This window comes from Antribacter soli (genome assembly GCF_021568775.1).
In the GTDB taxonomy this organism is placed as follows: domain Bacteria; phylum Actinomycetota; class Actinomycetes; order Actinomycetales; family Cellulomonadaceae; genus Antribacter; species Antribacter soli.
The window spans coordinates 1-12,838 of sequence record NZ_JAKGSG010000025.1 but is presented as its reverse complement, the minus strand read 5'-3'; the positions used below and the strand labels follow the sequence as shown (position 1 = coordinate 12,838).

Annotated in this window: 13 protein-coding genes; 6 read left to right on the top strand and 7 right to left on the bottom strand. The window is 74.3% G+C overall.

The genetic code is table 11. The features are described from left to right. Positions 1-2: 2 nt before the first annotated feature. From L1785_RS07515 to L1785_RS07505, 3 genes are all read right to left on the bottom strand, one after another. The gene (locus L1785_RS07515) at positions 3-1,043 is read right to left on the bottom strand and encodes a DNA-binding protein (protein WP_236088944.1); all 1,041 of its coding nucleotides are present in this window, start codon (positions 1,041-1,043) and stop codon (positions 3-5) included. A 135-nt stretch (positions 1,044-1,178) separates the two neighbouring features. Continuing rightward, positions 1,179-2,672 (bottom strand): site-specific integrase, encoded by a 1,494-nt coding sequence (locus tag L1785_RS07510; RefSeq protein WP_236088597.1) that lies wholly within the window; start codon positions 2,670-2,672, stop codon positions 1,179-1,181. A gap of 39 nt (positions 2,673-2,711) precedes the next feature. Beyond that, positions 2,712-3,344, bottom strand: a complete 633-nt coding sequence (locus L1785_RS07505; RefSeq protein WP_236088596.1) for a LysE family translocator — start codon at positions 3,342-3,344, stop codon at positions 2,712-2,714. Positions 3,345-3,403: 59 nt separating this feature from the next. Between L1785_RS07505 and galE the strand changes: the two genes are divergently transcribed. Next, positions 3,404-4,426: a UDP-glucose 4-epimerase GalE gene (galE, locus tag L1785_RS07500; RefSeq protein ID WP_236088595.1), complete on the top strand. Its 1,023-nt coding sequence runs from the start codon at positions 3,404-3,406 to the stop codon at positions 4,424-4,426. A gap of 126 nt (positions 4,427-4,552) precedes the next feature. On the opposite strand, the gene L1785_RS07495 is transcribed toward galE, so the two are convergent. Further along, entirely contained in the window at positions 4,553-5,788 is a 1,236-nt protein-coding gene (locus L1785_RS07495; RefSeq protein ID WP_236088594.1) for a hypothetical protein, read from the bottom strand. A 110-nt stretch (positions 5,789-5,898) separates the two neighbouring features. Continuing rightward, positions 5,899-6,735 carry a pentapeptide repeat-containing protein gene (locus L1785_RS07490; RefSeq protein WP_236088593.1) on the bottom strand — a complete coding sequence of 279 codons (837 nt, stop codon included), beginning with the start codon at positions 6,733-6,735 and terminating at the stop codon, positions 5,899-5,901. A gap of 49 nt (positions 6,736-6,784) precedes the next feature. Here L1785_RS07490 and L1785_RS07485 point away from each other — a divergent pair, with 49 nt between their 5' ends. Further along, complete coding sequence (locus L1785_RS07485; protein WP_236088592.1) at positions 6,785-7,720, top strand: ribonuclease Z; 936 nt, start codon at positions 6,785-6,787, stop codon at positions 7,718-7,720. Between the two features lie 83 nt (positions 7,721-7,803). After that, positions 7,804-8,175, top strand: coding sequence for a hypothetical protein (locus L1785_RS07480; protein ID WP_236088591.1), 372 nt, complete (start codon positions 7,804-7,806; stop codon positions 8,173-8,175). A gap of 293 nt (positions 8,176-8,468) precedes the next feature. Here the strand turns inward: L1785_RS07480 and L1785_RS07475 are convergent, their stop codons facing one another. Beyond that, positions 8,469-8,987, bottom strand: a complete 519-nt coding sequence (locus tag L1785_RS07475) for a GNAT family N-acetyltransferase (protein WP_372461826.1) — start codon at positions 8,985-8,987, stop codon at positions 8,469-8,471. Between the two features lie 47 nt (positions 8,988-9,034). Between L1785_RS07475 and L1785_RS07470 the strand changes: the two genes are divergently transcribed. After that, a complete protein-coding gene (locus L1785_RS07470; protein ID WP_236088590.1) occupies positions 9,035-10,054 on the top strand; it encodes an LLM class flavin-dependent oxidoreductase in 1,020 nt (339 codons plus the stop codon). A gap of 9 nt (positions 10,055-10,063) precedes the next feature. Next, complete coding sequence (locus L1785_RS07465) at positions 10,064-11,452, top strand: NAD-dependent malic enzyme (protein WP_236088589.1); 1,389 nt, start codon at positions 10,064-10,066, stop codon at positions 11,450-11,452. Here L1785_RS07465 and L1785_RS07460 read toward each other — a convergent pair. Then, on the bottom strand, positions 11,368-12,099 hold the full coding sequence (locus L1785_RS07460) for an AAA family ATPase (protein WP_236088588.1): 732 nt from the start codon (positions 12,097-12,099) through the stop codon (positions 11,368-11,370). The two genes, L1785_RS07465 and L1785_RS07460, sit on opposite strands and share 85 nt — an antisense overlap. A 212-nt stretch (positions 12,100-12,311) precedes the next feature. Between L1785_RS07460 and L1785_RS07455 the strand changes: the two genes are divergently transcribed. After that, the gene (locus tag L1785_RS07455) at positions 12,312-12,752 is read left to right on the top strand and encodes a DUF2867 domain-containing protein (RefSeq protein WP_236088587.1); all 441 of its coding nucleotides are present in this window, start codon (positions 12,312-12,314) and stop codon (positions 12,750-12,752) included. Positions 12,753-12,838: the final 86 nt, after the last annotated feature.

The window sequence follows — 12,838 nt, the reverse complement described above, 5'->3', positions numbered from 1 at the left end:
CCCTACTTGGACCCGGCGAGCTCCAGCCGGGCCTCGGCCGCCGCGCGACCGGCCTCCGCGGCACCCCGCGCCCGCTCGGCCTCGCCCGCCAGGGCGCGGACGTCCGCGAGCTCTTCCCGGGTCGCCGCGAGCAGGTCGCGCGTGGCCGACAGCTCACCCTCTAGCCGCGCCGCGGCCGCGACGGCGGCTGACCGCTCCCGCTCGGCCGCCGTGACCGACCCGCGCACCCGCCCGGCCTCGCTCCGGGCGGCCTCCGCGGCGGACCGCGCGTCGGCCAGCGCCTCCCGCAGCCCGGCGGTCGCCGCCTCAGCCGCTGCCCGCACCTGATCGACCGCGCTCCGCGCATCGTCGGCCGCCTCCCGGGCCCGGGCCTGAGCCTCGGCCACGGCCCGCTCGGCCTCCTGACGCGCCTGTCCGACGCCGGAGCGCGCCTCCTCGAGAGCGTCTCGCGTCGCGGCGAGCTCGCCTTCGAGGCGGGCCGCAGCGGCGAGGGCGTCGTCCCGCTCGCCGTCCGCCGTCGACCGTGCCGCGTCAGCCTGCTCCGCGAGAGCCACCGCCTCGGCACGCTCGGACCGCATCCGGCCGGCCTCCTGCTCGAGCGCGTCGACGCGCTCCGACAGCCCGTCGGCCTCGCCACGCGCCACGTCGGCCTCCGCCCGGACGGCCTGCAGCTCGGAGGCGTGCTCTGCCTGAGCCGTGCTCACCGCGGCCTCCCACAGCGCCGCGATGCTGCGGTCGGCAAGGGCCCGGACCGGCTCCGGCACCGCCGGGAACTCAGCACGGGCCGACCGCCGCTCGCGCCACTCCCGCAGGAACCTGGTCGCGGACGCGCTCGAGCACTGGGCACGCTCGCGCACGAGCGTCACGGTGGGGGAGCCCCCTTCGGCGGCGATGGCCTCGGCCGCCTCGAACACCCGGTCGCGGTCCGTCGTGCGCGCGGGACTTACGCCGGCTGCAGCGCCGGCGTCGGTCGTGAGCGTGTCAGTGGTTCGGGACCCAGCGGGCTCGTCTGCGTCCGGCGTCGCGGTCAGGGCGCTCATCATCGTCGTCACACCGCGCAAACTACCAGATAACAGACGGGTAGTCGTAGTAGTACCGCACTCCTCCCACTACTTTCGAGCCGCGAACCCTACACACCCGCTTTCCTAAAGCGGGTGTGCAAAGAGTTCAGGAACGGCTCAGTTCTGGGCCGCGAGAGCGATCACGGAGGCCCTGATCGGTCCGTCAGTGAGCACATGGTGTGCAGCCGCTGCACCGGAGCCGCCCGTGACCTGCCGCGGGACCTGCCCCGGGACGGCCGCGTCGAACGCGTCCGACATCGACTCCCCGAGCCGGTCGAGGTCGTCCTCGAACAGGCCGGCGTACGTGGACAGCGTGAGCACCGGGGACTCGTGCCCGAGCAGCCGCTGCACCGCCTTGACCGTCGCGCCGCCCGCGATGGCGAGGGAGGCGGCGGTGTGCCGTAGGTCGTGCAGCGTGAGCGGCGCGAAGTCCTCCGCGCCCGGCCCGAGCGTCGTGCGGCCCAGGACGGCGAGCAGCCGCGTCCGGCTGACCTTCTCGCCCTGTGTGAGCCCTTCTCGCCGGTCCCGGTCCAGCCGGGCGACCGCGCCCCACGTCCCCGGGTCGCACACCCCGGTCGCAGCCAGCCCCTGAGCCGACTGGAGGCGACGCACCGAGGCGACCAGCCCGTCGTCGTACACCCCGCTCGCCGGCAGGCCGAGCGCCCCCTGGAGAGTGCTCACCGCGCCGCCCGCGGCGTGGACCGCGGGCCGGAAGGAGCCGCGATCAAAGCTCTCGCGGCGCACCGGACCACCCCGGGCGCCGGGGAACAGCAGGTCGCCAGGGCCACGGCCCGCTGCCTGCGCCGCGAGCGCCTCGGCGAGCGTGGTGGGCAGCGGGACCTCGCGGCGTGCGTGGGTCTTGGTGTCGCCGAGCAGGATCGTGCCGTCGTCGAGGCGCGTGTAGGCCTTGGTGACGTGGATCCGGCGGCGCAGCGGGTCGACGTCGGCCATCGTGAGCGCGCTGGCCTCGCCCCAGCGCAGGCCGGTAAGGCCGGCGAGCAGGATCAGCGTGCGGGCGGCGCCGCCCGCACCGTCGCCCGCGGCGTCGGCGACGCGGCGTAGCTGCTCGTGGGAGAGGTAGCGGTGCGGCTTCGTCTTCGGCGCCCGGGGGAGGGCGCCCACCTTGCCCGACCGCGTCCGGGCCGGGTTGGTCCGCAGCCTGCGGGCGTCGACGGCGGCGTCGAGGAGGGTGACGAGCAGGCGGACGGCGTCGCGGCGCCGCGCCGGTGAGGCGACCTCGCCGGTGCCGGGAGCGGGCATGGTGGCCGCCCACCGGGTGACGTCCTCGTGGGTGACGCGGCGCAGCGGGACCTCCCCGAAGGCGGGGGCGACGAGGGAACGGAAGCGTTCGCGCTCGCTCTCGAGGGTGCGGGGCGCACGGTCGGCCCGACCGGCCTGCCAGGCGGCGAACCACTCGGCCAGGGAGATGCGGGCGGTGGCCGGGTCGACCCACTCGGCGTGCTTGCCGGCGTCCTCCTGGCGACGCGCCTCGGCGAGGGCGTCGCGGCGGGCGGAGAACTGGCGGGTGCTGCGCAGGCGGCCGTCGATGCGGAACCGGCCGATCCAGACGTTGCGCCCCTGCCGGTCGGTGCGCTGCTCGGTGTACGCCACGCGTGCAGGGTATCGGCCGTGGTCAGGGCACCTCCACGCTCAGCGTGCCTCGAGCGCCACCTTCGCGCCGAAGCCGACCAGCACGGTCCCGGTGACGCCGTCCACCACGCGCAGGGCGGTGCGGCCCGACAGCCAGCGACGCGTGAAGCCGGTCGCGGTGACCAGGAGGGTGAACCAGGCCAGCCCGATGAGGTTGTGCTCCGCCCCCAGGGCGACGCCCATGGCGAGCGGGCTGACACCGTCGGGCACGAACTGCGGGATCGTGGCCAGGTAGAAGACGCCCACCTTCGGGTTGAGCAGGTTCGTCAGCGCGCCGGTGCCGAACGACCGCCAGATGCCCCCGCCCGGCTCGCCGGCTGCCGCCTCAGCGGCCGGGCGCGGCCGCAGCGCCGAGCGGAGCAGCCCGATCCCGAGCCACACGAGGTAGACGGCCCCCGCGAGCGTGAGGATCCGGTACCCGGTCCGCGAGGCGGCGAGCAGCGCGGTCGCGCCGACGGCGGCTGCCGCGCCCCACACGAAGCAGCCCGCGGCGATCCCCGCGGCAGCGGCGTAGGCGTGGCCGCGACCCTTGGTGATGGCCGTGCGCAGCACGAGCGCGGTGTCGAGTCCGGGCAGGATCGTCAGCAGCAGGGCGACCAGGCCGAAGCCGGCGAGCGCCTCGGGAACCGTCATGGCGCCCAGGGTAGGACACCGCACGCCGCCGCAGGGGTGCGGACCGGTAGGTTTGTCGTATGCGCGTTCTCGTCTCTGGCGGAGCCGGCTACATCGGCTCGCACACGGTCCTGTCCCTGTTGTCCGCCGGCCATGACGTGGTCGTGGTGGACGACTTCTCGAACAGCAAGCCGACCGTCATCGGGCGGCTGGAGGCGCTCTCCGGCAAGCGGATCCCGGTGCACTCCCTCGACCTGACCGATGCGGAGAAGACCGAGCGGGTCTTCGCGCACGAGCAGGTCGACGCGGTGATCCACTTCGCCGGGTACAAGGCGGTGGGGGAGAGCGTGATCAAGCCGCTCGAGTACTACCGCAACAACCTCGACAGCACGTTCTCGCTGGTGAACGCGATGCGCGCGCACGGCGTGACGAAGTTCGTGTTCTCCTCGTCCGCCACCGTGTACGGCGAGAAGGCGCCGGTGCCGTACCGGGAGGACTACGAGTACCTCTCGTCGTCGTCGCCCTACGGGCAGTCGAAGGTGATGATCGAGCGGGTCCTGTCGGACGTGGCCGCGGTGAGCGAGGGGTGGAAGGTCGCGCTGCTGCGGTACTTCAACCCGGTGGGCGCCCACGCGTCGGGCGAGGTCGGCGAGGACCCTCAGGGTGTGCCGAACAACCTCATGCCGTTCGTCGCGCAGGTGGCGGTCGGCCGCCGCGACCACCTGACCGTGCACGGCGCCGACTATCCGACGGCGGACGGCACGTGCGAGCGCGACTACATCCACGTGATGGACCTGGCCGAGGGGCACGTCGCCGCCGTGGAGCACCTCGACGCCATGACGGAGCCGGCGCGCGCGTACAACCTCGGCACCGGGACGGGCACGTCGGTGCTGGAGCTCCTGCACGCGTTCGAGCGGGCAGTGGGCCGTGAGCTGCCGTACGAGATCGGGCCGCGCCGTCCGGGCGACCTGCCGGCGTTCTGGGCCGACGCGACGCGGGCGAACCGCGAGCTCGGCTGGCAGGCGACCCGCAGCATCGACGACATGTGCGCCGACACCTGGCGCTGGCAGTCGCAGAACCCGCAGGGGTTCCCGGACGCCTGACCCGACGTCGGACGACGGCGTGATCGGCAGTTCAGAGCATGGTCGGCAGTTCGAGTTGCCGATCATGCGACGAACTGCCGATCACGCGGCGGCGCGGGTGTGCTCCGTCCAGGTGCGTCGGCCCGGTCAGCGGCCTGCGGCCTGCGCCTCCTCGAACGCCCGCACGACCGACCACGGGATCCGCTCGTGCGGCTCGATCTGGTACCCCTGGACCGCGGCCCAGGCGCGGATCTGCTTCGGGCCGGCCCCGCGGGGCTCGGCCGGCCGCTGGCTGCCCTCCTCCTCGAGCTTGGGGAAGTCGACCGGGGTCGCCTTGCGGATCAGGCCGAGGACGACCCCTTGCGGCACGCCGAGGATGGCCGCGACCTGGTACAGGTCCTGGCGTTCCTCCTGGGAGTACTCGTCGTCCTCGATGGCGCTGCGGGCCAGCTCGGTGACGAGGTTGCGGTGCACGGCGGCTGCCTCGTCGGACGTGACGTGGTGCGCGGCCGCGACCTCGCCCGACGCGAGCGCCCCGGCCCGGGTGATCATCCCGGTCTCCAGGGCGTGGACGACCTGCTCGAGGTAGGACCGGAGGTGAGGGGCGCGGGCTTCCGGCAGCGCGGTGAGGTCGAGGCGGGACAGCCGGCGCACGAGTCGCGCCGTGGGCGGCCAGGACGCCACCTCGTCGCCGGCGCCCGCCGAGGGCGCGTCGGGCGGTGCCGCCGGTCGAACGGGCGCGTCGGGCCAGGCCACGACCCAGGCGCGCACGGGCACGTGGACGAGGTCGTCCATCACGGGCACGCCGAAGCGGCCGTCGAGATAGGCGCCGAGCAGGCCCGCGGTGGCGCGTGCCTCGCCGATCGCGGAGCGGACGTCGACGAACGGCACCCCCGCGGCGCGGCAGCAGTCCACGAGGGTGCGACGGCGCATTCCGGGCAGGTAGTACAGGCTCGCCTCGAACGTGCCGACGTGCGCCAGCGTCGGCACGTCCCAGCCGGCGCGGGCGAACTCGGTGCGCAGGAAGTGCGTCGCCAGCGGTGCGTGGTGGGCGACGAGGGCGGTCCTGGCGAGGGTGTCGCGCAGGGCCGGCGCGATCTCATGGAACCTCGGGCCCGCCGGCCGGCCGGGTGACAACCCCTCGGTGGCAAGGGTGGTGGACAGCTCGTCGACGACGCCGCCGCGCTCGTCGAGCCGCACGACGGCGATCTCGCGCACCCGGTGCTCGCGGGGCGACAGTCCCGTCGTGCGTAGCCCGACGGTGGCGAACACGGGTCGGCCGACGGCGATGGGCACCGGCGAGGCGAGCGGGAACCACTGGGGCGACGACCGGACGGGCGCGGACGCTCTGGGCGCACCACCGGGGGACTGGTCCCACGCCATGCTTCGTCTCCTCCCGGCCACGTCACCGATCGCACCCCTGCGCAAGGGCCGAGAATGCCATGTACCGGCGACGGAGGGAAGCGGGTGATCCGGATGAATCGCCCCGCAGTTCAGGCGGGATCCGGCACGGCCCAGTGCGCCGGGTGCCGCAAGCCGCTCGGGACGCGCGTCCCTGCCCCGCCGCGCGCCGCCTCGAGCTGCGGCTGGGTGAGGAAGAGCGCACCCGTGAGGTCGGCCGCGGTGAGGTCGGCGCCGCGTACGTCGGCCCCGAGCAGGTCCGCCGACCGCAGGTCGGCGCCCCTGAGGTCCGCACCGACCAGGAGCGCGCCCCGCAGGTCAGCGCCCCGCAGGTCCTGGCCGGCGAGCCGGGCTCCGGCCAGGTCGGCACGGCGGTAGGACCGCGTCCGGGACCCGGCGCAGGCCCGAGCCCGCGCGAGCCGGCTGGCCCGCTCCAGCAGCTCTCCCACCTCGCCCCGCAGCGGATCCAGGTCGATCCCGACCAGGTCGTCCGGGCCACGACCCGTCAGGCGCCGCACGCGACGCAGAGCGGCCCCGAGCGGGTCCCGCACGGGCTCGGTCCCGGGCAGCGAGAGGGCCTCGGTGAGATGCACGACGAGCTCCTGCAGGCCGCGCACCACCGGGAAGACGGCGAACATCTGCCGCGCCCGCTCGGGCGGGCCCCCGCGCCAGCTCGTCCCGCCGAACGTCACCTGCGACACGAGCTGCCCCGCCCCGAAGCAGTCGTACACGGTGCAGCCCGCCATGCCGGCGTCCCGCAGCCGCTCGTGGATGGTGCACCCGAAGCCGGGACCCAGGTTCCGGCACGGCTCACCGGCCGGCTTGTCGAACGCGAAGTCCGCCGACAGCGTCAGCGGGAGCGCCACGCAGCACAGCCCGAAGCAGCGCGAGCAGTCGGCGCGCAGGTCCGGGTCGGTGGTGTCGCTCACCGGACAATCCTGATGCCGCCGCGCACCGCCGCGCGAGACAATTCCGCTCGTGTCCCGCAGAGAGCTCGTCGTCCTCGGCACCGCCAGCCAGGTCCCCACCCGCACGCGCAACCACAACGGCTACGTGCTGCTGTGGGACGAGGAGGCGATCCTGCTCGACCCGGGAGAGGGCAGCCAGCGCCAGATGCTCCACGCCGGGATCTCCGCGACCGACCTGACCCGCATCGCGATCACCCACCTGCACGGCGACCACAGCCTCGGCCTGGCCGGCGTCGTGCAGCGGATCAGCCTCGACGGCGTGCCGCACGTCGTGCCCGTCTCCTACCCCGCGTCCGGCGCGCGGTGGGTGCGTGCCCTGTGCGACTCGACCGCGTTCCACCACCGCGAGCGCCTCGCCCTGCAAGGGCTGGCCGCCGACGGACCCGTCCCGCGCGTGCCGGGGGAGCGGCACGGCACCGCGACCCTGCGCGCTGCACGCCTCGACCACACGCTCGAGGCCTTCGGCTACCGCCTCGACGAGCCCGCCGGGCGCAGCCTCGACCCTGCCCGCCTCGCGGCCGCAGGCATCTTTGGGCCCGACGCCGGTCGCCTCCTTCGCGACGGGTCGCTCCAGACCGCACGGGGCCGGGTCACGGTCGACGACGTGTCCGTGCTGCGACCCGGCCAAGGGTTCGCGTTCGTCATGGACACCCGCCTGTGCGACGCGGCCGGCGACCTCGCCGAGGGCGCCGACCTGCTGGTCATCGAGTCGACGTACCTCGACCGCGACCGGGCGCTCGCGGAGGAGCACGGGCACCTGACGGCGCTCCAGGCCGCCCGCGTGGCGGCCGACGCCGGGGTGCGGTCGCTGGTGCTGACGCACTTCTCGCAGCGGTACACGGACATGGGGGAGTTCGTGGCCGAGGCGCGGTCGGTGTACGGCGGTGAGCTGACGGTCGCGTCGGACCTGGACCGGGTGCCGTTGCCCCGGCGCCGGCTCGTGTGACATCACAGGAGGGGCTGGCGCTCCGGGCCGACGTCTCCGACACTTGGGCGCAAGGGAACTAAAGGGACATGTCGGAGGTTTGAGTGGCGCTCAGCATGGGCAAGATCAAGGTGACGATCGTGGACTGGCGCGCTGCCGCGGCGATCGGGCTCGCGCTGCCGTACCTGGCGCTGCAGGAGACGATCGCCCGCCGGGTCGCACCCGTCCTCGAGGTGCTCGGGTCCGGGCAACGGTGGTCGTTCGAGCTGCCGCTGCTGATCGCCACTCTCGGCCTGGTGCTCGCAGGGGCGGCCAACGCCCTGCAGCCGGCGCTCCGTGCAGGTGACGCCCGCCGCTACCCGATCGTCAACCTGCTCGTGGCCGCCGTGCTCCTCGCCGGGTTCGCCTACGAGGTGATCGGGCTGGTCCAGGGCACGGTGGGGTGCACGCTGCTCCGCTTCACCATCTGCGCCTGAGGGGCTCCAGCTTCGATTGCGGGCATCGTCCCCGCCGCGCTCGAGGCCCTCATGGTGCAGGGAACCGACCCGGACGCCGTCGGGCAGGCGATCGCCGGCGCCGTCGAGGCCGCCGGCGCCCCCGACAACTACGCCGTGGTCGTCGCCGACCTCGAACCCGCCGGGGGGCGCCCCCCCCCCCGGCCCGGGGGGGCGGAGGGGCGCCCCCGGGCCCCCCCCCCCGCGCGGGGGGGCCGCCCCCCCCCCCCGTCCCCCCCCCCCGGGGCGGGCGCGCCCCGCGTCACCGCCCCGACTCACAGCCCCGGCGCCAGCTCCATCGTCATGAACACGCTGAACGGGTCCAGCACGTAGACGCCGAACGGGCCGCACTCCGTGAAGCCGCGCCGCGCGTACAGCCTGCGCGCCGGGGCGAAGAAGTCCTGCGACCCCGTCTCCAGGCTCACCCGCCCGTACCCCCGCGCCCGCGCCTCCTCGAGGAGGACCCCGAGCACGGCCGACGCCACACCACCACCCCGGGCGCTCGCGGCGGTCCGCATCGACTTGATCTCGCCGTGCTCCGCGGAGAGCTCCTTGAGCGCACCGCACCCCAGCAGCGCGCCGTCGTCGTCCCGTGCGGTCCAGAAGGTGATGCCCGGCGCCAGCAGGGCCGAGTGGTCGAGCGCGTGCACGCTCTCGGGCGGCGAGGTGGCGTACATGTCGGCGAGGTGCTCGTCGAGGAGGGCGCCGACGTCGTCGCGCACGGGGGAGTCGAGGCTGATCCGCACGGTCGTATTGTGCCGGGTGCCCGACGCCGTCGCGTACGCCGGGCCCACCCGGCCATCGTGCGCCGCCGATCACCCTGAGGGTGTTGAATCGAGTCGTGAAACGGATCGGGTTCTTGTCCTTTGGTCACTGGACGCCGTCGCCGGTGTCCGAGGTACGTACGGCGTCGGACGCGCTGCTGCAGTCCATCGAGCTGGCGGTCGCCGCCGAGGAGCTCGGCGCGGACGGCGCGTACTTCCGCGTGCACCACTTCGCGCGCCAGCTCGCCTCCCCGTTCCCGCTGCTCGCGGCCGTGGGTGCGCGGACCAGTCGCATCGAGATCGGCACCGCCGTCATCGACATGCGCTACGAGAACCCGCTGTACATGGCGGAGGACGCCGGCGCGGCCGACCTCATTGCCGGCGGCCGCCTGCAGCTCGGGATCAGCCGCGGGTCACCCGAGCAGGTCATCGACGGGTTCCGGTACTTCGGGTACGCGCCGGCCGACGGCCGCAGCGACGCGGACATGGCCCGGGACCACACCGCGACGTTCCTGCGGATGATCGAGGGCGAGGCGTTCGCGGAGCCCAACCCGCGGCCGATGTTCCCCAACCCGCCGGGCCCGCTGCGGCTCGAGCCGTACTCCGACGGCCTGCGGGACCGCGTCTGGTGGGGTGCCGGCACACGGGCGACAGCCGAGTGGACCGCCGAGCGCGGTCTGAACCTCATGAGCTCGACGCTCCTGACGGAGGACACCGGCGTGCCGTTCCACCAGCTCCAGGCCGAGCAGATCCAGCGGTTCCGCGATGCCTGGAAGGCCGCGGGCCACGAGCGCGAGCCGCGCGTGTCCGTGAGCCGCAGCATCTTCCCGATCACGGACGACAGGGACCGCGCGTACTTCGGCGGCGAGGCGGGCGACTCCGACCAGGTCGGCGTCATCGACGGCACCCGGGCCCGGTTCGGAAAGACGTACGCGGGCGAGCCCGACCGGCTCGTCGAGGAGCTCGCCAAGGACGAGGCGGTCGCCGCCGCGGACACGCTGCTGCTCACGGTGCCGAACCAGCTCGGCGTGGACTACAACGCGCACGTCCTCGAGAACGTGGTGCGCCATGTGGCGCCCGAGCTCGGCTGGCGGTAGGACTTTCCCATGTCACAGCCGAGCCCGTCCTACACGATCACCCTGCGCGTCGAGGTCGCCGCGTCCCAGAGAGCCACCAGCACGGTGGTGAACGCCGTCACCGACGCCGGCGCCGAGGTCATGGGCGTCGACATCGCGCACTCCACGTCCCACGGCCTGGTCATGGACATCACGTGCGACACCGTCGACGCCGGCCACGGCGAGCGCGTCGTCGACGCGATCAACGCCCTCGAGGGCGCCCACGTGCTGAAGATGAGCGACTCGACGTTCCTCATGCACCTGGGCGGGAAGATCGAGGTCACAGCCAAGGTGCCGCTCAAGACGCGCCGCGACCTGTCGCGCGCCTACACCCCGGGCGTCGCCCGCGTCTGCCTCGCCATCGCGGAGCACCCCGAGGACGCGCGCCGCCTGACGATCAAGCGCAACACCGTCGCCGTCGTCACGGACGGCACGGCCGTGCTCGGCCTCGGCGACATCGGCCCGGCCGCGGCGCTCCCGGTGATGGAGGGCAAGGCGGCGCTGTTCAAGGAGTTCGGCGGGGTCGACGCGTGGCCGGTGTGCCTCGACACCAAGGACACCGAGGAGATCATCCGCATCGTGAAGGCGATCGCGCCCGTGTACGGCGGGGTGAACCTGGAGGACATCTCGGCGCCGCGCTGCTTCGAGATCGAGGCGCGGCTGCGCGAGGAGCTCGACATCCCGGTCTTCCACGACGACCAGCACGGCACGGCGATCGTGGTGCTCGCCGCGCTGATCAACGCGCTCAAGGTCGTGGGCAAGAAGCTGGACGAGGTCCGGATCGTCGTCTCCGGTGTGGGCGCCGCGGGCAACGCCATCATCCGGCTGCTCACGGCGCAGGGCGCCCGGTACATCGTCGCGTTCGGGCGTGAGGGCGCGCTGCACGCCGGCGAGCCGACGGACGACCCGCACCGCGGCTGGATCGTCGCCAACACGAACGCCGGCGGCTTCGCCGGCTCGCTGCAGGAGGGCCTCAAGGGCGCGGACGTCTTCATCGGGGTGTCCGCGGGCGACATCCTCACGGGGGAGGACGTCGCCCAGATGGCCGACGGCGCGATCGTCTTCGCGCTCGCGAACCCGACGCCGGAGGTCGACCCTCGCGCGGCCGCGCAGACGGCGGCCGTCGTGGCGACGGGCCGCAGCGACCACCCGAACCAGATCAACAACGTCCTGGCGTTCCCGGGCCTGTTCCGCGGCCTGCTCGACACCGGCGCGACCGACATCACCACCGAGATGCTCCGCGTGGCCGCGGTGGCGATCGCCGACGTCGTCAGCCCCGAGGAGCTGAACAGCGCCTACATCATCCCGGGCGTGTTCGACCACCGGGTCGCGGAGGCCGTCGCGGACGCGGTGCGAGAGCAGGCCCGGACCGGTTCGTGACCGCGGCCGGGGCCCTGGCCCCGGACGAAGCGGGCGCCGCCGTCGGGGCCGACGGCGGCGCCGCGCAGGTCGCCGGACCGGCGCCCCAGCAGCCCCCGCACCGCGGGCAGCGCCGTGGTGCGGTCCACGACGTGCACCTCGGCCCAGCTCCCGAGCGGCCGACGACGCGTGGCCGCGGCTGCGAGCTCTGACCGCTGCGCCGCCCACCGCTCCCAGTGCCTGGCGAACGACCGTGGACGGACCACCCTGCCGCGCTCGGACTGGCCGTCCAGGGCAGCCTGGCGCGGGACGTCGACGACCACGAGAACCGGGCGCCAGCCGCACGACCGGGCCAGCCGCGCCAGCGCCTCTCGCCGGCCCGGTCGCGTCGCCGGGTCGTGCACCAGGATGACGCCCTCCGGGGACGCCGCCGGTCCGCGCAGCACGGCGCCCAGGGTCGTCACGGCATGCCGGGTATGGACGACCGGCCTGCAGAACCGGTACGGCACCCCGGGCAGCAGCGCGGCCAGCCGTCGCCGGTACGGGTCGGGGTCGAGCACGCGGGCGCCGGGGTGGTCGTCGGCGACGCGGGCGAGCAACGTGCTCTTGCCGGCGCCGGGCACGCCACCGACCAGCACGAGAAGCGGTTCGTCGGGTACGGCGGTCACAGCGGTCCTCCAGGTGTTCGGGCTGGTGAGAAGCCTGCCGGAGCACCCTACGGAATCACCGGTAGCAACCTGGGCGGATCCTGTGCAGATGGCCGATCCGCGAGGTCTGCGCGATCTGCGACAGCGCGGGGGAGTGAGCTCCCGCGCGGTGGGGCAGACTGGACCCGCCCCGGAACGCCCGCCTTTGCCGATCCGCCGTCAGGAGCCCGCTGGTGCGATCGCTCGCCATCGATGCCTGCCCTGCGCCGGACGTCATCGACGTCCAGGCCCTCCCGCTGCCCGCCGGCAGCCCGACCGATCCCGCCTGGTGGCTCGACCGGCTGTTCGACATCCGGTCGGTGCCCTGGCCCGTGCGCATCCTCGCGGGCTTGCGCCAGCTCCTCGCCGGCGTCGTCGTCGGCGCCGACACACGGCGCACCGGCGCGCAGGTCTTCGCCGTCGACGCGACCGACGACCGTGAGGCCATGGCCCACGAGAGCGACCGCCACCTCGACTTCTGGGTGGGTGTCGCCGCCGACGGCGGCCTCCTGCAGGTCACCACGGTCGTCCGCCTCCATGGCTGGCGCGGACGCCTCTACTGGGCACCGGTCGGCGCGCTGCACGCGCCGATCGTGCGATCCATGATGCGCCGTGCGATGGCCCGGAAGGACTGAAGGGCCGGCAGCAACAGGCCCGGCGGCGCCTCGCGGGGCCCGGCCCGGCGGGAGACCGCGCACACACACCCCCCAGCGCCCGGCAC

Coding starts and splice junctions, on each gene's coding strand:
- L1785_RS07465 (WP_236088589.1), top strand. CDS start 10,064: ATGTCACAGCCGAGCCCGTCCTACACGATCACCCTGCGCGTCGAGGTC.
- L1785_RS07505 (WP_236088596.1), bottom strand. CDS start 3,344: ATGACGGTTCCCGAGGCGCTCGCCGGCTTCGGCCTGGTCGCCCTGCTG.
- galE (WP_236088595.1), top strand. CDS start 3,404: ATGCGCGTTCTCGTCTCTGGCGGAGCCGGCTACATCGGCTCGCACACG.
- L1785_RS07515 (WP_236088944.1), bottom strand. CDS start 1,043: ATGATGAGCGCCCTGACCGCGACGCCGGACGCAGACGAGCCCGCTGGG.
- L1785_RS07495 (WP_236088594.1), bottom strand. CDS start 5,788: ATGGCGTGGGACCAGTCCCCCGGTGGTGCGCCCAGAGCGTCCGCGCCC.